The 20,425-nt window shown below is 50.0% G+C and carries 20 protein-coding genes; 15 read left to right on the top strand and 5 right to left on the bottom strand.

The genetic code is table 11. From position 1 onward, the window contains the following. Positions 1 to 67 precede the first annotated feature (67 nt). The 3 genes from sppA (at position 68) to pncA (ending at position 3,981) form a co-directional block, all read left to right on the top strand. The gene (sppA, locus tag I2D83_RS10690) at positions 68 to 1,918 is read left to right on the top strand and encodes a signal peptide peptidase SppA (RefSeq protein ID WP_205948073.1); all 1,851 of its coding nucleotides are present in this window, start codon (positions 68 to 70) and stop codon (positions 1,916 to 1,918) included. Between the two features lie 376 nt (positions 1,919 to 2,294). Further along, positions 2,295 to 3,314: an asparaginase gene (gene ansA / locus I2D83_RS10685; RefSeq protein ID WP_015840203.1), complete on the top strand. Its 1,020-nt coding sequence runs from the start codon at positions 2,295 to 2,297 to the stop codon at positions 3,312 to 3,314. 19 nt (positions 3,315 to 3,333) lie between these two features. Then, positions 3,334 to 3,981, top strand: coding sequence for a bifunctional nicotinamidase/pyrazinamidase (gene pncA / locus I2D83_RS10680; RefSeq protein WP_181846723.1), 648 nt, complete (start codon positions 3,334 to 3,336; stop codon positions 3,979 to 3,981). 62 nt (positions 3,982 to 4,043) lie between these two features. On the opposite strand, the gene I2D83_RS10675 is transcribed toward pncA, so the two are convergent. Together I2D83_RS10675 and msrB are read right to left on the bottom strand one after the other, a co-directional pair. Then, positions 4,044 to 4,322: a YeaC family protein gene (locus tag I2D83_RS10675; RefSeq protein WP_015840201.1), complete on the bottom strand. Its 279-nt coding sequence runs from the start codon at positions 4,320 to 4,322 to the stop codon at positions 4,044 to 4,046. A gap of 146 nt (positions 4,323 to 4,468) precedes the next feature. Next, positions 4,469 to 4,888 (bottom strand): peptide-methionine (R)-S-oxide reductase MsrB, encoded by a 420-nt coding sequence (msrB, locus tag I2D83_RS10670; RefSeq protein WP_015840200.1) that lies wholly within the window; start codon positions 4,886 to 4,888, stop codon positions 4,469 to 4,471. 343 nt (positions 4,889 to 5,231) lie between these two features. Between msrB and gapA the strand changes: the two genes are divergently transcribed. Both gapA and I2D83_RS10660 read left to right on the top strand, forming a co-directional pair. Next, positions 5,232 to 6,227 (top strand): glyceraldehyde-3-phosphate dehydrogenase, encoded by a 996-nt coding sequence (gapA, locus tag I2D83_RS10665; RefSeq protein ID WP_015840199.1) that lies wholly within the window; start codon positions 5,232 to 5,234, stop codon positions 6,225 to 6,227. Between the two features lie 107 nt (positions 6,228 to 6,334). Next, positions 6,335 to 7,204 carry a D-hexose-6-phosphate mutarotase gene (locus I2D83_RS10660; RefSeq protein WP_180776849.1) on the top strand — a complete coding sequence of 290 codons (870 nt, stop codon included), beginning with the start codon at positions 6,335 to 6,337 and terminating at the stop codon, positions 7,202 to 7,204. Between the two features lie 50 nt (positions 7,205 to 7,254). Here the strand turns inward: I2D83_RS10660 and I2D83_RS10655 are convergent, their stop codons facing one another. Together I2D83_RS10655 and I2D83_RS10650 are read right to left on the bottom strand one after the other, a co-directional pair. After that, on the bottom strand, positions 7,255 to 8,106 hold the full coding sequence (locus tag I2D83_RS10655; RefSeq protein ID WP_205948072.1) for an aldo/keto reductase: 852 nt from the start codon (positions 8,104 to 8,106) through the stop codon (positions 7,255 to 7,257). Positions 8,107 to 8,240: 134 nt separating this feature from the next. Further along, positions 8,241 to 8,990, bottom strand: coding sequence for a MipA/OmpV family protein (locus I2D83_RS10650; RefSeq protein ID WP_015840196.1), 750 nt, complete (start codon positions 8,988 to 8,990; stop codon positions 8,241 to 8,243). Between the two features lie 455 nt (positions 8,991 to 9,445). Between I2D83_RS10650 and yeaG the strand changes: the two genes are divergently transcribed. The 4 genes from yeaG to I2D83_RS10630 all read left to right on the top strand — a co-directional run bounded on the left by yeaG (position 9,446) and on the right by I2D83_RS10630 (position 14,662). Then, positions 9,446 to 11,380, top strand: a complete 1,935-nt coding sequence (yeaG, locus tag I2D83_RS10645) for a protein kinase YeaG (protein ID WP_015840195.1) — start codon at positions 9,446 to 9,448, stop codon at positions 11,378 to 11,380. A 36-nt stretch (positions 11,381 to 11,416) separates the two neighbouring features. Then, positions 11,417 to 12,691 (top strand): YeaH/YhbH family protein, encoded by a 1,275-nt coding sequence (locus I2D83_RS10640; RefSeq protein WP_015840194.1) that lies wholly within the window; start codon positions 11,417 to 11,419, stop codon positions 12,689 to 12,691. Between the two features lie 158 nt (positions 12,692 to 12,849). Continuing rightward, positions 12,850 to 13,260 carry a hemerythrin domain-containing protein gene (locus I2D83_RS10635; RefSeq protein ID WP_205948071.1) on the top strand — a complete coding sequence of 137 codons (411 nt, stop codon included), beginning with the start codon at positions 12,850 to 12,852 and terminating at the stop codon, positions 13,258 to 13,260. Positions 13,261 to 13,459: 199 nt separating this feature from the next. Next, the gene (locus I2D83_RS10630) at positions 13,460 to 14,662 is read left to right on the top strand and encodes a multidrug effflux MFS transporter (protein ID WP_205948070.1); all 1,203 of its coding nucleotides are present in this window, start codon (positions 13,460 to 13,462) and stop codon (positions 14,660 to 14,662) included. Between the two features lie 52 nt (positions 14,663 to 14,714). On the opposite strand, the gene I2D83_RS10625 is transcribed toward I2D83_RS10630, so the two are convergent. Further along, positions 14,715 to 15,968, bottom strand: a complete 1,254-nt coding sequence (locus I2D83_RS10625; protein WP_205948069.1) for a D-amino acid dehydrogenase — start codon at positions 15,966 to 15,968, stop codon at positions 14,715 to 14,717. A 485-nt stretch (positions 15,969 to 16,453) separates the two neighbouring features. Here I2D83_RS10625 and I2D83_RS10620 point away from each other — a divergent pair, with 485 nt between their 5' ends. The 6 genes from I2D83_RS10620 to I2D83_RS10595 are packed head-to-tail and all read left to right on the top strand — an operon-like array spanning position 16,454 to position 20,402. Then, positions 16,454 to 17,434 (top strand): 6-phosphofructokinase, encoded by a 981-nt coding sequence (locus I2D83_RS10620; RefSeq protein WP_205948068.1) that lies wholly within the window; start codon positions 16,454 to 16,456, stop codon positions 17,432 to 17,434. A 10-nt stretch (positions 17,435 to 17,444) separates the two neighbouring features. Then, complete coding sequence (locus I2D83_RS10615; RefSeq protein ID WP_015840189.1) at positions 17,445 to 17,738, top strand: PTS sugar transporter subunit IIB; 294 nt, start codon at positions 17,445 to 17,447, stop codon at positions 17,736 to 17,738. Between the two features lie 13 nt (positions 17,739 to 17,751). Further along, a complete protein-coding gene (locus tag I2D83_RS10610) occupies positions 17,752 to 19,089 on the top strand; it encodes a PTS sugar transporter subunit IIC (RefSeq protein WP_181845017.1) in 1,338 nt (445 codons plus the stop codon). A gap of 60 nt (positions 19,090 to 19,149) precedes the next feature. Continuing rightward, positions 19,150 to 19,428 (top strand): hypothetical protein, encoded by a 279-nt coding sequence (locus tag I2D83_RS10605; RefSeq protein ID WP_205948067.1) that lies wholly within the window; start codon positions 19,150 to 19,152, stop codon positions 19,426 to 19,428. A 6-nt stretch (positions 19,429 to 19,434) separates the two neighbouring features. After that, entirely contained in the window at positions 19,435 to 19,872 is a 438-nt protein-coding gene (locus I2D83_RS10600; RefSeq protein WP_181828482.1) for a PTS sugar transporter subunit IIA, read from the top strand. Continuing rightward, the gene (locus I2D83_RS10595) at positions 19,869 to 20,402 is read left to right on the top strand and encodes a P-loop nucleotide/nucleoside kinase family protein (protein WP_205948066.1); all 534 of its coding nucleotides are present in this window, start codon (positions 19,869 to 19,871) and stop codon (positions 20,400 to 20,402) included. Before I2D83_RS10600 ends, I2D83_RS10595 begins: the two co-directional genes overlap by 4 nt. Positions 20,403 to 20,425: the final 23 nt, after the last annotated feature.

The following is a 20,425-nucleotide window of genomic DNA, read 5'->3' as shown; positions in this document are numbered from 1 at the left end:
CATCACTTGCCAAAGGGCGAGTTGAAGGACGTAGAGCACACGTTGTTTACCCGTTCATGGAGATATCATGCGCACATTGTGGCGAATTTTTAGTGGATTTTTTAAGTGGACATGGCGTCTGCTTAATTTTATCAGAGAATTTATTCTCAATATTTTCCTTATCGCCCTGATTCTGGTTGGCGTTGGGATCTACTCACAGGTAAAAACAACGCCGGAAGCAGCCACGAAGGGTGCGCTGCTGGTCGATCTAACGGGTGTGGTCGTTGATCAACCCACCGTCAATAACAAACTGCGCCAATTAGGGCGCGAATTCTTCGGCGCATCGAACAACCGTCGTCAGGAAAATTCACTGTTTGATATCGTCGACAGTATTCGTCAGGCAAAAAGCGACGACAACATCACAGGAATGGTGCTGGATCTCAGCGACTTCACTGGTGCCGATCAACCGTCCTTACAATATATTGGTAAGGCGCTGCGCGAATTCCGCGATAGCGGTAAACCCATTTATGCAGTCGGCGACAGCTACAACCAGTCTCAATATTATTTGGCCAGTTTTGCCAATACGGTGTCATTGACGCCACAAGGTAGCGTCGATCTGCACGGTTTTGCGACCAACAATCTCTACTTCAAATCCATGCTCGACAAACTGAAAGTGACCACCAATATCTTCCGTGTGGGCACCTATAAGTCAGCCGTTGAACCGTATCTGCGTGACGATATGTCCCCTGCGGCGCGCGATGCCGATGGTCGTTGGATTAATGCGCTGTGGCAACAGTATTTAAATACAGTTTCCGCTAACCGCCAGATTACGCCTCAGCAACTTTTCCCTGGTGCTGCGGGTATCATTGCAGGCTTACAGTCCGTTCAGGGCGATACCGCACGCTATGCACTGGACAACAAACTGGTTGATGAAGTGGCATCACGTTCCATGACCGAACAGTCGCTGGTTAAAGCGTTCGGTTGGAATAGTCAGAAAAACAATTTTAACTTCGTCAGCATCTACGATTACGTCGTCAAACCGCCAGTGCAAAACAACAACCAGATCGCGGTTGTGTTTGCTAATGGTGCAATCATTGACGGGCCGGAAACTCCGGGAATGGTCGGTGGCGATACCACAGCAGCGCAAATTCGTGCCGCACGCCTCGATCCTAAAGTCAAGGCACTGGTACTGCGCGTCAATAGCCCCGGTGGTAGCGTCACTGCGTCGGAGCTGATTCGCTCGGAACTGATGGCACTCCGTCTGGCGGGCAAACCGATCGTGGTATCTATGGGCGGTATGGCAGCATCGGGTGGCTACTGGATCTCAACGCCAGCAAACGCGATCATCTCCAGCGCCAGTACGCTGACAGGCTCTATCGGCATTTTTGGCGTGATTACCACGTTCGAAAACTCGCTGGAAAGCCTTGGCGTCCATACGGATGGCGTTGCCACCTCCCCACTGGCCGATCTGTCGATTACCAAATCCCTGCCACCTGAATTCTCGCAGATGATGCAGTTGAGTATTGAACGCGGCTATAAGAACTTTATCGATATCGTGGCACAGGCACGTAAGAAAACGCCGGAGCAAATCGATCAGATCGCGCAAGGTCACGTTTGGGTCGGTAGCGATGCGAAAGAAAATGGTCTGGTCGATCAGATCGGTGATTTTGATGACGCCGTGAAGAAAGCCGCTGAGTTGGCCAAACTGGGACAATATCAATTGAACTGGTATGCCGAACAACCCGGCCTGCTCGACACCATGCTGAATCAGGTGAACGCTTCCGTTTACGCCCTGCTGCCCGTTGCCGTTCAGTCTATGTTGCCGGCACCGGTCGCACAGCTGGCGGAGGTCGTGCGGGCACAGCCGTCTATCATGAATAACCTGAACGACCCGCAGAACCGGTACGCATTTTGCCTTAACTGCGGAGAAGTCCGGTAGCGTTTACAGTAAGCGCACATATATACCCTAAATAATTCGAGTTGCGTGACAAAACGCTAGCGTTTTGAACAACGCCAAAGCGTTGACCCTCTAGGGCAAGGCTCATTTATGGGCCTTGTAACGCGGCAACCGAACGAATCCCCAGGAGCTTACACCAGTAAGTGACTGGGGTAAGTAAGGACAAATCGGCTTAGCCGATTTGAACGCCGCTTGCGGCGGCCCTTCAGGGCGAGGCTCAGAAATGAGCCGAGTATTGCCAACGCACAAGCAGCTTGAAGTATGACGGGTATAGCCCGGTAATAGTCATTGCTTATGATAGTATTATCGGGCTATTTTTCCCTCTATAATTCTTGGTTTAATCCTTACTCACACCACCATGCGAAAGAAATCCATTTATGTCGCCTACACGGGCGGCACCATCGGCATGCAGCGATCTGCGAATGGCTATGTACCGGTATCCGGTCATTTACAGCAGCAGTTGGCAAAAATGCCCGAATTCCATCGCGAAGAGATGCCATCGTTTACGATTCATGAATATGAACCGCTGATCGATTCGTCCGACATGACGCCAGCAGACTGGCAATCCATCGCGGACGATATTCAAGACCACTACGATGATTACGACGGTTTCGTGATTCTGCATGGTACTGACACGATGGCGTTCACCGCCTCTGCGCTCTCATTTATGCTGGAAAATCTGGCCAAGCCGGTTATCGTGACAGGGTCACAAATTCCATTAGCGGAATTGCGCTCGGACGGCCAGACCAACCTGCTGAACGCGCTATACGTTGCCGCTAATCATCCGATTAATGAAGTTGCCCTCTTCTTCAATAACAAACTGCTACGCGGCAATCGCACCACCAAAGCTCATGCGGATGGTTTTGATGCTTTCGCCTCCCCTAATTACCCGCCACTGCTGGAAGCGGGTATCCATATTCGTCGGCTGGCACCCACCGTAGAATGCAACAACTGCCCGCCGCTGAAAGTGCATCACATTACGCCACAGCCTATCGGGGTGATTACGATTTATCCCGGCATTTCTGCCGATGTCATCAGTAATTTCCTTCGCCAACCGGTGAAGGCGCTCATCCTGCGCTCCTACGGCGTTGGTAACGCACCGCAAAGTCCCGGCTTGCTGCACGAATTACGTGAAGCCTCCGCGCGCGGCATTGTGGTCGTCAACCTGACGCAGTGCATTTCCGGGCGTGTGAATATGGGCGGCTATGCGACAGGCAATGCGCTGGCGCATGCGGGAGTGATCAGTGGCTTTGATATGACCGTTGAAGCCGCATTAACCAAACTGCATTACTTATTGAGCCAGCAGGATTTAAGCGCCGATGAAATTCGCCATTTAATGCAGCAGAACCTGCATGGAGAATTGAGCGATAAAGATTGAGTCAATCACGGAGTAGGTAATGAAAAAAGCATTGCTATTAGTTGATTTACAAAATGATTTTTGTCCCGGCGGCGCATTAGCCGTTGACGAAGGTGATCGCGTCATTGCGGTTGCCAACCGCGCGATTGAAGCCTGCATGGCTGCGGGCGTCACCGTGATCGCTACTCAAGATTGGCACCCCGAGAACCACGGTTGCTTTGCCGTGAATGCGAATACCAAGATCGGAGAAATCGGCGAACTAAACGGATGGCCGCAGATCTGGTGGCCGATTCATTGCGTGCAGGGAACGACAGGCGCTGATTTCCATCCTGCACTTAATCAGTCTGCTATTCAATGGATCATACAAAAAGGGACTCAGCCGGAGATCGATAGCTATAGCGCTTTTTTCGATAACGGACATCGAGTAAAAACCGAATTGGATGACTGGCTACACGCCAACCACATCACCCATTTGACCATTCTGGGGCTGGCGACAGATTATTGCGTCAAGTTCAGCGTGTGGGATGCAATTGCTCTGGGTTATCACACCGAAGTATTGGTGGACGGTTGTCGCGGCCTGAATCTTTCGCCCGATGACAGCGAATCCGCATTACGGGAGATGGCACAGCGTGGAGCGACGCTTACGGACATGACAGAGTTTCTTGCCTCACTGCCTTCCGCGCGTTAGTTATCGTCACTGCCGCCCAACATCGCGGCAGCGGCTACCAACTTACACGTTACGGTCGGGTTTCAATGCTCAGGTTTCAACGTAATAATGGCGTCAGCACCGCTAAACTGGCGCTTCAGTTCTTGCTTGCTTTTCATCACAATTTCGCCATTGGTGCCAATCGTCATGTGCTCAGCCTGTTCATTATGGCGAGCCTGCCACATCATCACCATTTGCAGGCTGTTCTCTTTCTGTTCAGCCGTCAACGCGACACCATCTGGCCATTTGCCCAGTTCTACCGCCGTGACCAAGCGCTGGTAAATTTCTGGCGTCATAGCGTCGATCAGATCATTGAGTTCCATATCCGGTTTCTGCTCCGAGAAAGGTCAGAGTTATGCTTACTGAGTTCTGTTATTGACAGCGGCACAGGTAGTTACAGGAACACCTGATAGCTGAATCGTTTAAAGCTATGTAATATCAGCCTACCGCGCCCTATTCATCACACAGATTACCCGTCAACGCGCTCGCCATCAACGTCATCAATGAAGCTCAGCGACGCTGAATTCACGCAGTAGCGCTCGCCGGTGGTTTTCGGGCCATCAGGGAAAACGTGGCCCAGATGCGCATCACACTGCCCACAGCGGATCTCGATACGGCGCATATTGTGTGAATCATCTTCCAGATAGCGTACAGCCTCTGAGGAGACGGGTTGATCGAAGCTAGGCCAGCCGCAACCGGAGTCATATTTGCTATCGGAGTAAAACAGCGGCGCCTGGCAGCACAGGCAATGGTAAACGCCGGTGCGCTTGTTATGCAGCAGTTTGCCTGAAAACGCAGGTTCCGTACCGCGTTGCTGGGTGACATAGCGCTGCATCTCTGTCAGTTCTGTGTTATCGGACGGGGTACGCGAAGCAGAGTCGTTAGTCATGGAAGTCTCACAGCGGGTGTTATCAATTCAATTAATCATTGATTATAACAAAAAATTAACAACCTGACAGGCTGTTCTGGCCTAATATTATGAATGTTATTAGCATGAATATTTAATTGTGATACACGTCACATATTGAGACAACACAGGCTTTATATGATGCATTCCGCCCTCATATCAGTCTTAGATGTTACTTAGTTACAGGCTCGAGCGGTTTTCGCACAAAGATTGGTCATAGGTTTGACTTACAGCAACTATTGACACGATTCCGCTTGACGCTCAGCAAGGTTTTTGTAATTTTACAACCAACCTTTTATTCACAAACCAATAGCTGGTGGAATATATGACTATCAAAGTAGGTATCAACGGTTTTGGCCGTATCGGCCGTATTGTTTTCCGCGCTGCACAAGAGCGTTCTGACATCGAAATCGTTGCAATCAACGATCTGTTAGACGCTGAGTACATGGCGTATATGCTGAAGTACGACTCAACTCATGGTCGTTTCAACGGCACCGTTGAAGTTAAAGATGGCCACCTGGTTGTTAACGGCAAAACCATTCGTGTTACCGCAGAGCGCGATCCTGCAAATCTGAAGTGGAACGAAGTTAACGTTGACGTCGTTGCTGAAGCAACTGGCCTGTTCCTGACTGACGACACTGCACGTAAGCACATCGCTGCTGGCGCGAAGAAAGTTGTTCTGACTGGTCCATCTAAAGATGACACCCCGATGTTCGTTATGGGCGTAAACCACAAAGCTTACGCAGGCCAGGACATCGTTTCTAACGCATCTTGCACCACTAACTGTCTGGCTCCGCTGGCAAAAGTCATCAACGACAACTTCGGTATCGTTGAAGCACTGATGACCACCGTTCACGCAACCACTGCAACCCAGAAAACCGTTGATGGCCCGTCTCACAAAGACTGGCGCGGCGGCCGCGGCGCAGCACAGAACATCATCCCATCTTCTACCGGTGCAGCTAAAGCTGTGGGTAAAGTTATCCCTGAGCTGAACGGCAAACTGACTGGTATGGCGTTCCGCGTCCCTACCCCGAACGTTTCTGTTGTTGACCTGACTGCGCGTCTGGAAAAACCAGCTTCTTACAAAGAAATCTGTGCAGCAATCAAATCTGCTTCTGAAGGCGAGCTGAAAGGCGTGCTGGGCTACACTGAAGACGAAGTAGTTTCTACCGATTTCAACGGTGAAAAACTGACTTCTGTATTCGATGCTAAAGCAGGTATCGCACTGAGCGACAACTTTGTGAAACTGGTTTCCTGGTACGACAACGAAACAGGTTACTCAAACAAAGTTCTGGATCTGATCGCCCACATTTCTAAATAAGTGTCAGCGATGATTCGGTGAAAAAAGGGCGACGTGATGTCGCCCTTTTTTATTGTTTATTGCAGATTTCTTTTTACAACGAAAAACAATCAAAAAAAGGCTCTATCATGCATAACACAATTTTCTCACTCCCCGTCACGAAACAAATTAGCGCCACCCTCAGCCAGCGTCAGTTGGACCAACTCCCCATCATCGTCGTTGATCATCCTGAAGTGCGTGCGGCAGTAGCATTGCAAGGGGCGCACCTACTCAGTTGGCAGCCGACAAACGAAGAGCCAGTGCTCTGGCTGAGCGACAATACGCCTTTTACTCATCACGTGGCGATTCGCGGCGGTGTACCGATTTGTTTCCCCTGGTTTGGCCCTTTCGCCGATCCTAATCATGGTTTCGCCCGCCTGCTGCCGTGGGAATTTACCGCCCACAGCGAAGATGAGCACGGCGTACAGCTCACGTTCACGCTGCGGGACAATGAAGAGACACGTAAGAGCTGGCCGCATGCGTTCACGCTCATCGCTCGCTTCAAGCTGGGCAAAGAGTGTGGCATTGAACTGGAAGCCCAAGGTGATTACAGCATTACCAGCGCGCTGCACACCTATTTCAACATCGGCGACATCAGTGATATTCGCATTACTGGTCTGGGTGAGTCATTTATTGATAAGGTCGATCAGGGCAAGCTGGCGACACAGCAAGGCGATCTGGTCTTTACTGACCGTACAGACCGCATTTACACCCAGCCACAGGACACCAGCGTGGTACATGATGCCGTCCTGAAACGCAGTATCGAAGTACACCATTCACACCATAGTGATGTCGTGTCATGGAACCCGGGTGCAGAACTCTCTCGTACGATTAGCGATATGACCGATGAGGGATATAAAACGTTCGTGTGCGTGGAAACTGCGCGAATTAATCAACCGTTTGTCGCATCCGCCAACGCGCCAGCACGTCTGGCAACGGTTATTCGCATCAAAAAATAACCACCGCCAGAGGTATATGGCGATTTCGCCATATACCTCTTTCGCCTCAACTACACCACATCCAGATGCTGTTTACGCGTCGGCGGTGGGAAGGCCTGATCTAACTGCGCGATATCTTCCGCAGATAACTGCACGTCCAGCGCTTTCGCATTTTCCTGTACATGCTTCATAGAACTTGCTTTAGGAATCGCGATCACACCCGGTTGACGGATAGTCCACGCCAATAACAGCTGAGCGGGCGTGATGCTATGTTCGCGCGCAATGCGGTTCACCACCGGATGTGAGAATAATCCGTCACGGAGACGTCCAGCCTGCGCTAGCGGACAATATGCCATGATGGGAAGCTGCTGTTGCTGACACCACGGCAGTAAATCAAATTCAATACCGCGCGATGCCAAATGGTAAAGCACCTGATTGGTCATACAGCGTTGTCCGCCATTCAGAGACCACAGCTCCTGCATGTCCTCAAAGTCAAGATTGGAGACGCCCCACTGACCGATTTTACCCGCCTGCTGCAATCGTTCCATTGCAGCGATCGTATCAATTAACGGGATGCCACCACGCCAGTGCAACAGATAGAGATCGATACGCTCCGTTTGCAGACGCTTCAGGCTGCGTTCACACGCCTGTATCGCCTTTTCGCCACCGGCATTGTGCGGGTAGACTTTCGACACCAGATAGACGCTGTCACGACGGCCGCGTATTGCTTCGCCGACGACATCCTCGGCTCTGCCATCCGCATACATTTCGGCTGTATCAATCAATGTTAATCCGAGGTCGATACCCGCTTGCAGCGCCGTCACTTCCTGTTCTTTCATTCGGGCATCTTCACCCATGTACCACGTTCCCTGACCGATCGCGGGTACACGGGTGTCATCTGGAAAACGAATCGTTTTTGTCACGCGTTCCTCCCTTGCTTGCCGTCAACGTAACGGTTCCCCTCAACCTAACATGACATTCAGTGCACCATAAATGTGCAAATGGGGTGATATCACCCCATTATTGTACGGCAAATGCACCATGCTCACGAAAAGCATCAGAAGCGATAGCTGACACCTGCACTCATTAAGATGCTGTGGTTACTATCGACAATCGGGCTGTCCTTCATTTCGTCAGACAAACGCGTGTAACGACCCACGGCCCAGGCGCTCCAGCTTTGGTTAATCTGATAACCGGCGCTCAGTTCAAGATACGGAGCCCAGCCATCGCCAGGGCTATACTGGTTAAAGCCAGAACGCGCGGATTCCTGTGCGCTGACGCCGTAGTAATACTGGTTCATGTTTTCACTGAACCAGGTCGCACCGATACCCGGAGTGATGCTCAAATCGCCCATTGAGAAGCGGTAAAGATAGGCGGTATCCCACGCAAAACCATTGCTGTAATCCAGCGTGTCGCCTGCCAGTACGGTACGGATTTCGCCCCAATCGGCGATATGACGGTAGGCCGCACCCGCCATCAGCGTACCGCGACGTTTATCTAACTGTTTCATCCGCAGATCGTCGCTATCTCCCGGCTTAAACCCTAAAGGCAGATAGTAGGCCGTTAAAGAGAGACGATTTGCGCCGTCATTCCACAGGTAGTATCCACCACCCAGCCCGCGGAAATAAAAATTTTCACTTTCATAATTCAGTACAGGAAGCGGATAAACGTCATTATCAACACCACGGTATACAGACGTTGAACCCGCAGCGCCAAGGCCCAGAGAGACATCTGCGGCATAGGCTGAAGGCAGGAGCACAGCACCAGAAATCAGCGCGGCCAGCATACATAGTTGAGGTTTTTTCACAGTTTTCTATTTCCTATTACAGATAAATATCATGAAACATGATAGGCCAATTACACACGTTCGCGTTCAGGTTATATAAAAATAACATTAACGAATAACCTATATATTCGATAGGTTTTACGTGCGCTAACGTCGGTAATAGGCAGTGTCCTTAAGGCCGAGCGCCTATTCTCTATAATGTTACACGGATTTTCCTGAAAGTGAGTCCTTGAAATATCTTAAAAATACGTCCGTGGACTAGAGGAAATTTTACGGATGCAAACTACGCTTTAATACAGAAGGTGACGTCTCCTTGACCAGCAGGCATGAATAAAATCACGACGCCCTGACGCAACAAGTTGGCATAAGGGTTGCTGGACTCAGGAGATTTCTTCTTTCGGAGGGCAATACATTAATAGGCATATATTCCACGCGCTCTCTTAATCTGTGCTAATCGACGAAGGACGGGCATCGCTATGAACATATTTGATCACTACCGCCAGCGCTACGACGCTGCCAAGGACGAAGAGTTCACTCTGCAGGAATTCCTTACCATCTGTCAGCAGGATCGCAATGCTTATGCGAACGCCGCTGAACGATTGTTAACGGCTATCGGTGAGCCTGTAATGGTGGATACCGCCCAAGAATCACGAATGTCGCGCCTATTCTCGAACCGGGTGATTGCTCGCTATCCGGCTTTTGAAGAATTTTACGGTATGGAAGAAGCCATCGAACAGATTGTTTCTTATCTGAAACATGCCGCGCAGGGATTAGAAGAGAAGAAACAGATCCTGTATCTGTTGGGGCCGGTCGGCGGCGGGAAATCCTCTCTGGCCGAACGCTTGAAAGCGCTGATGCAACGTGTACCGATTTACATCCTCAGCGCCAACGGCGAGCGCAGTCCGGTGAATGATCACCCGCTCTGCCTGTTCAATCCGCAGGAAGATGCCGCAATACTCGAAAAAGAGTATGCCATTCCACGGCGCTATCTCGGCACCATCATGTCACCGTGGGCGGCCAAACGCCTGCAGGAATTTGGTGGAGACATTTCCAAATTCAAAGTCGTCAAAGTATGGCCATCGATTCTGGCACAAATCGGGATCGCGAAAACCGAACCTGGCGATGAGAACAATCAGGATATTTCAGCGCTGGTCGGCAAAGTCGATATCCGCAAGCTGGAGCATTATGCTCAGAACGATCCCGATGCCTACGGTTACTCCGGCGCATTGTGCCGCGCGAACCAGGGCATTATGGAATTCGTCGAGATGTTCAAAGCGCCGATCAAGGTGCTCCACCCGCTCCTGACCGCGACACAGGAAGGCAACTACAACGGAACGGAAGGTATCGCCGCCCTGCCGTTTAACGGGATTATTCTGGCGCACTCCAACGAATCCGAGTGGGTGCAATTCCGTAACAACAAGAACAATGAAGCGTTTCTTGACCGCGTGTACATCGTGAAAGTGCCGTACTGCCTGCGCGTGTCCGAAGAGGTCAAAATTTACGACAAGCTGCTGAATCACAGCGAACTGACGCATGCACCTTGCGCGCCCGGCACGCTGGAAACACTGGCCCGCTTCTCCATTCTGTCGCGCCTGAAAGATCCCGAAAACTCCAGCATCTACTCCAAGATGCGGGTTTACGACGGAGAAAGCCTGAAAGATACCGATCCGAAGGCGAAATCCTATCAGGAGTACCGCGACTACGCGGGCGTAGATGAAGGGATGAACGGCCTGTCGACCCGCTTCGCGTTCAAGATTTTGTCACGCGTATTTAACTTCGATCACAGCGAAGTGGCCGCCAACCCGGTACACCTGTTCTACGTACTGGAACAACAGATCGAGCGCGAACAGTTCCCGCAGGAGCAGGCAGAGAAGTATCTGGAGCACCTGAAAGGCTATCTGACGCCGAAATACGCGGAGTTTATCGGCAAAGAGATCCAGACCGCCTATCTCGAATCCTATTCCGAATATGGCCAGAATATTTTTGACCGTTATGTTACCTATGCGGATTTCTGGATTCAGGATCAGGAGTACCGTGACCCAGATACGGGCCAGCTGTTTGACCGTGAATCATTGAACGCTGAGCTGGAAAAGATCGAGAAACCTGCAGGTATCAGTAACCCTAAAGACTTCCGTAACGAGATCGTCAACTTTGTCCTGCGCGCCCGTGCCAATAATAGCGGCCGGAATCCAAACTGGACCAGTTACGAAAAACTGCGCACGGTTATCGAGAAGAAAATGTTCTCCAACACGGAAGAGCTGCTGCCTGTGATTTCGTTTAATACCAAGACCTCAACGGATGAACAGAAAAAACATGATGACTTCGTCGATCGTATGATGGAGAAAGGCTACACCCGGAAGCAGGTACGTTTGCTGTGCGAATGGTATCTGCGGGTGAGGAAATCATCATAATGACGCACGATGCTGGCAACAGCGTTTGGGGGAAACATGGCCTATTTTATTGATCGACGGCTAAACGGCAAAAACAAAAGCACGGTGAACCGCCAACGCTTTTTGCGCCGCTATAAGTCGCAAATAAAACAGTCGATTTCCGAGGCCATTAATAAGCGTTCGGTGACCGACATCGAAAGCGGGGAGTCAGTATCGATCCCCAATGCAGACATCAACGAACCGATGTTCCATCAGGGCCGTGGAGGACGCCGCCACCGCGTCCACCCGGGCAACGATCACTTCGTGCAGAACGACAAAATCGAGCGGCCACAAGGAGGTGGCGGCGGTGGTTCCGGTCAGGGGGACGCCAGTAAAGATGGCGAAGGCGAGGATGAGTTTGTCTTTCAGATCTCCAAAGACGAATATCTGGATCTGCTGTTTGAAGATCTGGCGCTACCGAACCTGAAGAAAACCCAGCATCGGCAGATGAACGAGTATAAGACACACCGTGCCGGCTACACCGCTAACGGCGTTCCTGCCAATATCAGCGTGGTACGGTCGCTGCAGAACTCGCTGGCACGCCGTATGGCGATGACAGCGGGTAAACGCCGCACGCTGCATGAGTTGGAAGAGTCGCTGGAACAGCTGGCACATACTGAACCCGCACAATTGCTGGAAGAGGAACGGCTGCGGCAGGAAATTACCGAACTGCGCCAGAAAATTGCACGCGTGCCGTTTATCGATACGTTTGACCTGCGCTACAAGAACTATGAGCGCCGGGCCGAGCCATCGAGCCAGGCCGTGATGTTTTGTTTGATGGACGTATCCGGCTCCATGGATCAGGCGACAAAAGACATGGCGAAGCGCTTTTATATTCTGCTGTATCTGTTCCTCAGCAGAAATTACAAAAACGTGGACGTTGTCTATATTCGCCATCACACGCAGGCAAAAGAGGTCGATGAACAAGAGTTCTTCTACTCTCAGGAAACCGGCGGCACCATTGTCTCCAGTGCGTTAAAGCTAATGGAAGAAGTCGTACGTGAACGCTACGATCCGTCACAGTGGAATATCTATGCGGCACAGGCATCGGATGGCGATAACTGGGCTGACGATTCACCGCTGTGCCACCAGATTCTGGCGAATCAGCTTCTGCCGATGGTGCGCTACTACAGCTATATTGAAATCACCCGACGTTCACACCAAACGCTCTGGCGCGAATATGAAACGCTGCGCGATACATTCGATAATTTCGCTATGCAGCATATTCGCGATCAGGATGATATCTACCCTGTCTTCCGTGAACTTTTCCGTAAACAAACCGTAGGCCATTAACCACCTCTCCAGCCAGTTATCTGTTAGTTGTTGATGATGATAGTCATTGATGATCAATAGTTAGCTGGCTGATTCTCTTTCTCTGCGCATTTTTCCATAAACATGCATTTAAAATACATGTATTATAAATGACATTATACCTGCATAGAGAATCGCTTATGAACATTGATAAATTCAAACACCAGCACACCGAGATACTCGAAAGCATTGATACCCTGCGCCAGCTATCCCGTGCAGGCGTAACGGAAAATGCCGCTGACATCGCCCGCGCTATCGTCACCATGAGTTCCACTATCAAATTGCACCTGTCCGCAGAAGATCGCGTACTTTACCCTTCGCTTCAGCGCAGCGGTGATGAACAGTTAACGAAAATGAGTCAGCATTATCAGGATGAAATGCAAACCATTGCCGCCGATTACGATGCCTTTTCCCGTCGCTGGAATACGGCTTCACAGTTGATTGGCCACGACCGGGATTTCCGGGCGGATGCTAATCACGTATTGCGGAAGGTCTATGAGCGTATGCAGCGGGAGAACCATGATTTTTATCCCCGCATCGAAACGGCCTGAGCGGATTAAGCACACCTGACTCACGGGTGGAGATGCTCTAACGACAGTAACTCCGCCTGCCCACGTCCTCTTTAATCATGGCCTTACAAAGCCATTTTTCGTTACGGTTACGTGACATTGTCACAAAGATAACACTTTCTTTCCGCCCGCGTGCGCATTACCCTGTCGACCCCATAAAATGTAGATTTCTGTTTTTGTTATGCAACGATTTGTTCTGATTTTACTGACTCTGGTTCTGCTCGGCCCTCTGGGTATCGACATCTATTTGCCGCTTATTCCTGCCATCGCCGTGGCGCTAAACAGCCCTGAATCGCTGATTCAGTCCACCGTCGCCCTGTTTATTCTGATCATGGGATTAGGCCAGCTTCTGGCTGGGCCGCTGGTCGACAAGTACGGTCGTCGCCCGATGGCATTGGCTGGCGTGATGATCTATATCATCGGTGCTGTCATGGCCGCGCTGGCGACCAGCGCCACACTGTTCGTTCTCTCACGCCTTTTTCAGGGTATGGCCGTCTGCTGTACCGCCGTTGCCATTTTCAGCAGCGTCCGTGACAAGCTAAACGGCGACGATGCCGCCAGAACCTATGGTTTTCTCAACGGCACGCTGAATATTGTGCCGGCGCTGGCACCGCTATTAGGCGGTCTGTTGGCCGAAGCCTTCGGCTGGCGTGCCCCCTTCTGGTTCCTCGCAGGCTACAGCATTCTGGTTCTGGCACTCGTCATCCGTTTTCTGCCCGAAACGCGCCCGGACTCAACGTTGCCCGTGCACGGCTTACCGCTGCGCCAATATGCCCGCCTATTATCCGATCGCCACTTTCTAGGGTTCGCGTCAGTCAACGCAGGCGCAATGGGGATGGCATTAACCTACGTCACCTTTTCCCCTGTGGTACTGATGAATCAGGCACAGCTGACGCCGCTTGAGTTTTCGATTGCCTTCGGCGCAAACGGCTTTTGGATCATGCTGGTCAGCTTTTTTGCAAACCGCATTATCCGCAAAGTCGGCCGTCCACGCTGTCTGGCTGTGGGTAGCCTGCTGATGGGCGCGGGTTTCCTTTCGCTGCTTGGTGGTGTTCTGCTCTTACCTGACGCGCTGCAAAACACCTGGCCGGCCTACATGCTGCCCGTCGCCTTGGCCTGTGCCGGTCTGGCATTTTTGATCGGTCCATCCACCAGCTATGCGCTGGAGCCTTATTCCAATGAGGCGGGGATTGCGTCGGCGATGGTAGGATTCGTGCAAATGGCAGGGGGTGCGGCGCTGGGGTTGATGGCGATGGCGCTCCCTCTGCCGTCAAAAATATCACTGGCACTGGTGATGCTCTGTGCCGCTCTGCTCGCAATACGCGCCCGTCTGCTCACGCGGCATCACAAGGGCAGCATTACATCACTGCCCCGCACTGAGTAAAATCTCGGTGATGTTCAAAACATTAATGAGTTCAAAAAACAGCACAGCGATACTAACGAACGTATCTTTCCACGGACAAATCATCGGCCTCAATCTCCGGTGATTTGTCCGACAGAATATCCGCCAGTAACTTTCCTGACCCGCAGGCCATCGTCCAGCCTAACGTGCCATGTCCGGTATTCAGGTACAGATTTTTCAGCGGAGAACGCCCCACCAGCGGCGTGCCGTCTGGCGTCATCGGACGCAGCCCCGTCCAGAATGTCGCTTGTTCAATCGGGCCGCAATGGGGATACAGATCGCGCACGACCATCTCCAGCGTTTCACGTCGTTTAGGATTCAGATCGGTGTTGAAGCCCACGACCTCTGCCATTCCTCCAACGCGGATGCGACGATCAAAACGCGTGATTGCCACTTTGTAGGTTTCATCCAGCACGGTAGAAACCGGCGCGGAGGCATCATCCGCCAGCGGGATCGTCAGTGAATAGCCTTTCAGCGGATAAACCGGAATATCGAACCATTGGCGCAGTAGCCCCGTGGAATAGGAACCGCAGGCCATCACATAGGCGTCCGCCACGATCATTTCATCGTCGCACTGTACGCCCGTCACGTTTTGGCCTTCCACCCGTAACTGACGAACGTGGCGCTCCAGTTTGAAGGTGACGCCTGCATCGGCAGCCATCGCCGCCAGTTGACGGGTGAACAGCTGACAGTCCCCTGTCTCATCATGTGGTAAGCGCAGCCCGCCGGTCAGTTTCTCCGCCACATTTGCCAGCGCAGGTTCAACAGAGGCCAGCTCATGACGCGTCAGCAGTTGATATGGCACGCCAGCTTCTTCCAGTACGGCGATATCCCGAGTTGCATTGTCATATTGCTGTTCGGTACGGAACAGTTGCAGCGTTCCGCCCTGCCGACCTTCGTACTCGATACCGGTATCCCGCCGCAGCTGTTGCAAACAATCACGGCTGTACTCCGCCAGACGCACCATCCTCGCTTTATTGGTCTTATAGTGGTGCGCATCACAATTGAGCAACATTTGCCACATCCAGCACAACTGCGCGGCCGTGAAGTCGGGCCGGATAGCCAGAGGCGCATGGCGCTGAAACATCCATTTTATCGCTTTCAGCGGTATTCCCGGCGCCGCCCAGGGCGCAGCATAGCCGGGTGAAATCTGCCCGGCATTCCCGGCGCTGGTTTCTAACGCGGGCTCCGGTTGTCTATCGATAACGGTGACATCATGTCCTTCCTGCGCAAGATACCAGGCGGTACTCACGCCAACTACGCCACTTCCCAGAATCACAACCCGCATGCTACCGCTCTCCCTTTCTCTCCGCTAAAGACCGTCTAATCTGCTAGAAAACTGTTTATTTAATGGAATAAAACACTAGGTAACAGGTGAAACTGGAGACTACTCTAGCATTTGGGAAGGAATTGTCACCCATCTCAACGATAACATTTATCTATTGTTCCTTCTCACCCCAATCAATCTTCTCCAGGACATTCGTAATGAAATAACTGTGAAATCATTCACAAAATAGGCATTCGTTTTTTAGGAAGAAACGGCAGAAAAGATAAAAAAGACGGAAATGTTAAAACTCAAATGAATGAAGATGTTAGCCCAGTCGCACATTTTAAAATCATGATAACCATCACAGAAACCTATCCCTATTCATCCCTGTCAAGCTGCGAAACCCCGTAATTAAATACAAATTTGAGATATTCATCAAAAAAATGCTTTATCAGTTTAATAACATTGTGTTCACACGATAATTATTCATATTTCAGAGGTCAACGATGAAAATTGGATTAGTCATTAGTGGCGGCGATGTTAGCGGAATAAATAACTTCATCTTTCAGGTGAACAGAATGACAGATGCTGACATCGTCATTTTTGATGGTGGAATTAATGGCCTTATCGACAATTGCTGCAAAGCGATTACTCGCCGCGATCTGGTTGATTATTCCATCTCATCAATGCCGTTGATGACGTCAGGGAGAAGAGCAGGAAAATGCAGAAAAGCTGATTATGAGAAAATCGTTAAAAATATACAAAAACAAAAACTCGATGCGCTCATCATGGCTGGGGGAGATGGATCATTTCAATTCCTCAAGAAACTCAGCCACTATGGTGTTCATTGCTACGGCGTAGGAATGACGATTGATAATGACATTTCAGGAAACAGCTACACGATTGGTTTTTCTACCGCCTGCGAACAGGTAATGAGTGAGGTAGAAAAGTTACGCAATACGGGCCGGGGATTACAAGGCCGAGTATTCATGATTGAACTGCTGGGCGGTTATTGTGGGGAATTAACATTACAGGCCGCGTTGAAAAGCAATGCTGATATTGCGCTTATTCCAGAGTCCCCCTGGGACATGGATACGCTGTCACAATGTATTCGGGAAAAGATTGCAGAACAGAACAGCGTGATTATTTTATGCTCTGAAGGCTATACCCAGGAATATACACCCGGCTTTCAGGGCGCGATCGACACCATTATCAAGAAGCTAGAGCACAAAATTGGAATCCGTATCCGAAAGACTATTTTGGGATACGGTTTACGAAATGGCGCGCCCACCGGGGAAGAAATTATTCAGGGCACCCTTTTAGCAGAGGAAGTCGTTCGGTGTATCAACACTGGGCTGACAAATAAAATCATTATTATTAATAACAACAACAAAGCTATTCCCATCGACCTAGAGGAGTCCGAACGCCGCTTAGTCGATGTAGAAAGTCATTTTTATAAGCTCGCGAAAGCTCATCATCTTATATGAGGCCATTATTATGTTGAAAGTTCTTTGCGTATGCGGCTGTGGATTAGGCTCCAGTTTCGCTATCGAAATGAGTGCAAAATCCGTACTAAAAAAACTGGGCATTGATGCAGAAATAAATCACACCACGATTTCAGAAGCCTCTGCCTTCCGCTATGACGTCATTTTAACGCAGAAAATATTTGCGGATATTCTGACTAGTGATGCCAATGAGGATGAGAAAAAGAGAATCATCATTCTTAATAAATTGACCGACAAAGACGAAATAGAAGAAAAAATCTTAGCGTATATTCAGGCTCATAAATAACATGAGGTAAAAAATGAACACCGTTATCAATTTCATTGTGAAAGATTTATTAGGCCAGGCATCCATATTAATCGCACTGATCGCCATGATTGGTTTGATTCTACAGAAAAAATCAGTCGGAAAAATTGCAGAAGGAACGTTCAAGACGCTGCTGGGTTTCCTCATCATGATGGCGGGGATTAACATCATCGTCGACACCCTGACGTATTTGAATCGCATCTTTACTCAGGGTTTTGGCATGACAGGCTACATCACCGATGTTGCCGCTATCGCCGGGCTGGCCAACCGCGAACTCGGGTCAGAAGTTGCCTTGACGCTCATGGTGATCTTTGCGGTCAACATCCTTATTGCACGCATTACTCCCTTTAAATATATCTTCCTGACTGGGCAAGCTCTGCTGTGGATGGCAACAATCGGTACCGTGATCGGCTACAAATCGGGTTTAACCGGCGCAACACTGATCCTCACCGGAGGCATATTTGGCGGCATTATGGCCGTGCTGATGCCCGCGCTAGCGCAGCCGATTGTACGTAAAATCACGAATTCTGACGATGTGGCGCTCGGGCATTTTTGTACCATTGGGTATTTGGTACAGGCTGCCGTCGCCCGCTTAGTCGGTAAAAACTCCAAATCCACCGAGGATTTAACGCTACCCGATAACTTCAAGTTCTTGCAGGATACCTACCTGTCAATGGCCGTGGTGATGGTACCGATGTACCTCATCCCGGCCGTGGCGGCTGGGCCGGCCTATATCGCGCAATACGCCAACGGCGTTAACTATCTGATGTATTCCTTCATGCAGTCCATGCAGTTTGTCGCAGGGGTATTTGTTCTCTACAGCGGTGTACGTCTGCTGCTTAATGAATTAGTTCCCGCATTCCGCGGCATCGCGATGCGTCTGGTACCCAACGCCAAACCCGCGCTGGATTGCCCGGTGCTCTTCCCTTATGCGCCCAACGCCGTGATTGTCGGCTTTCTTGCTACCACCGTCGGTTCTGTTCTGGGGATGCTGATCTTCCCAATGTTTGGGTTGGCGATGATTCTGCCGGGGTTATTGACCAACTTCTTTGCTGGCGGGACAGCGGGTATTTTCGGCAACGCACTGGGAGGACGTCGTGGCGCCGTCATCGGAGGCGTCGTTCATGGTCTTTTCATTACCCTATTGCCCGCCATTCTGGTGCCATTACTGGAAGTCTTCGGGTTTACCGGCGTGACCTTTAGTGATTCTGATGTCATCAGTACAGGTCTGATATTAGGGCACGCATTCCAACAAGATTGGTTATTTGTCGCTGCGTTTGTCGCATTCGTTGCATTCATTGCCTTTATTGCGAATCGTAAATTATCGCAATAGCGCATGGCCTTTCGATGGTCTGTCGTCATTAATGTTATGTAAACGGGTTAAGGGGTCACTATGTTTTCTTTTCTCAGGCGTTTTTTATCTTCCGGATCCTCTGCCGATCGTCGTAGTCATGTGAATGACAATCTTGCCAAAGAAATGGAAAAAGAATTAGCAGAGCTGGAATCTCGCTTAATACAAGATCCGAACCATAGTGAAACGCAGAAAATGTTAATGATTAAATACAACCAGGCCATCCAGTTATTTTCTGGGCATCCTGATTATCGACATCGCGTTGATGATATTTTTATCAAAATTGATGAACTCAGAAACACCATTCGTAAAAGTATATGAGGCGTTATGAGCATAAAAAACTTCCTGTTACAACATAACTGTATTCAACTTGGCGTGGTATGTAAAACGTGGGAAGACGCGATATATTGTGCCGCACAACCATTAATTGATGCAAAATTTATCACGGAGAAGTATCCCATCGCGGTGATAAAAAACACGAAGGAATATGGTCCTTATTATGTTTTTGATGAAGGCATCGCGATTCCACATGCTCGCCCTGAATGCGGGGTGCGGGAGAATTGTTTCAGTTTACTGACGTTACAAACACCGATCTCTATTCAGGGAAGTGAACCCGTGGATATTTTAATTATGTTCGGTGGCGTTAGCAGTGATGCACATATTACGGAAGGCATTGCCTCTATCGTCAATTTACTGGAAAAAGACGACATGATCTCTCGTATTCGAACCGCCATAACATCCGATGACATTGCCGGGGTATTATGAAAAAACTTATTTTAGTAAATGGTATACCAGCATCGGGGAAAAGTACGGTAGCTCGAGTCATTGCAGATGAATTACATCTCCCTCTGTTGAGTCTCGATGAAATAAAAGAGCCTTTCATGGTGCAACTTTGCGACACCATTGATAGAACGTTAAACAGAAAGCTAGGGTATGCTGCGTATCAAGCCATGTTTAATATCGTTCAGCAGGCACCGAAAAACAGCACCATTATTCTTGATGCCTGGTTTGGGTTTCGCGAAAAATCACGATTACAAGAATATATCACTGCGTGTGACATCCAGCACACGCTTGAAATATGGAATGCAATTTCCCCCGAACGAGTAGCAGAACGTTATCAGGCCAGAGTGCATAAAAGAATAAAAGGCCATCCCGGTGATGAATACCTTCCGGAATTAATGGCACTCGCACATCAGGCTAACCCGATGAGTATTGGTAAGTGCTACACGGTTGATCAGGATAAGGACATTAATTATCAGGAACTCATTCAATGGATTAAAAACCACCTGGATTAATCGATTATTGATATTAATTTTAT

This window comes from Pectobacterium aroidearum (assembly GCF_015689195.1).
In the GTDB taxonomy this organism is placed as follows: domain Bacteria; phylum Pseudomonadota; class Gammaproteobacteria; order Enterobacterales; family Enterobacteriaceae; genus Pectobacterium; species Pectobacterium aroidearum.
Note: the sequence above shows the minus strand (reverse complement) of the source record. Positions and strands in the feature narration are given on the sequence as shown.

Bases quoted from the DNA above. Each gene is read 5' to 3' on its own strand.
- I2D83_RS10605 (WP_205948067.1), top strand. From the start codon at position 19,150: ATGTTTTCTTTTCTCAGGCGTTTTTTATCTTCCGGATCCTCTGCCGAT.
- pncA (WP_181846723.1), top strand. From the start codon at position 3,334: ATGAAAAAAGCATTGCTATTAGTTGATTTACAAAATGATTTTTGTCCC.
- I2D83_RS10660 (WP_180776849.1), top strand. From the start codon at position 6,335: ATGCATAACACAATTTTCTCACTCCCCGTCACGAAACAAATTAGCGCC.
- I2D83_RS10630 (WP_205948070.1), top strand. From the start codon at position 13,460: ATGCAACGATTTGTTCTGATTTTACTGACTCTGGTTCTGCTCGGCCCT.
- msrB (WP_015840200.1), bottom strand. From the start codon at position 4,888: ATGACTAACGACTCTGCTTCGCGTACCCCGTCCGATAACACAGAACTG.
- I2D83_RS10610 (WP_181845017.1), top strand. From the start codon at position 17,752: ATGAACACCGTTATCAATTTCATTGTGAAAGATTTATTAGGCCAGGCA.
- I2D83_RS10625 (WP_205948069.1), bottom strand. From the start codon at position 15,968: ATGCGGGTTGTGATTCTGGGAAGTGGCGTAGTTGGCGTGAGTACCGCC.
- I2D83_RS10620 (WP_205948068.1), top strand. From the start codon at position 16,454: ATGAAAATTGGATTAGTCATTAGTGGCGGCGATGTTAGCGGAATAAAT.
- sppA (WP_205948073.1), top strand. From the start codon at position 68: ATGCGCACATTGTGGCGAATTTTTAGTGGATTTTTTAAGTGGACATGG.
- gapA (WP_015840199.1), top strand. From the start codon at position 5,232: ATGACTATCAAAGTAGGTATCAACGGTTTTGGCCGTATCGGCCGTATT.
- I2D83_RS10600 (WP_181828482.1), top strand. From the start codon at position 19,435: ATGAGCATAAAAAACTTCCTGTTACAACATAACTGTATTCAACTTGGC.
- yeaG (WP_015840195.1), top strand. From the start codon at position 9,446: ATGAACATATTTGATCACTACCGCCAGCGCTACGACGCTGCCAAGGAC.
- I2D83_RS10615 (WP_015840189.1), top strand. From the start codon at position 17,445: ATGTTGAAAGTTCTTTGCGTATGCGGCTGTGGATTAGGCTCCAGTTTC.
- I2D83_RS10595 (WP_205948066.1), top strand. From the start codon at position 19,869: ATGAAAAAACTTATTTTAGTAAATGGTATACCAGCATCGGGGAAAAGT.
- I2D83_RS10635 (WP_205948071.1), top strand. From the start codon at position 12,850: ATGAACATTGATAAATTCAAACACCAGCACACCGAGATACTCGAAAGC.
- I2D83_RS10640 (WP_015840194.1), top strand. From the start codon at position 11,417: ATGGCCTATTTTATTGATCGACGGCTAAACGGCAAAAACAAAAGCACG.
- ansA (WP_015840203.1), top strand. From the start codon at position 2,295: ATGCGAAAGAAATCCATTTATGTCGCCTACACGGGCGGCACCATCGGC.
- I2D83_RS10675 (WP_015840201.1), bottom strand. From the start codon at position 4,322: ATGGAACTCAATGATCTGATCGACGCTATGACGCCAGAAATTTACCAG.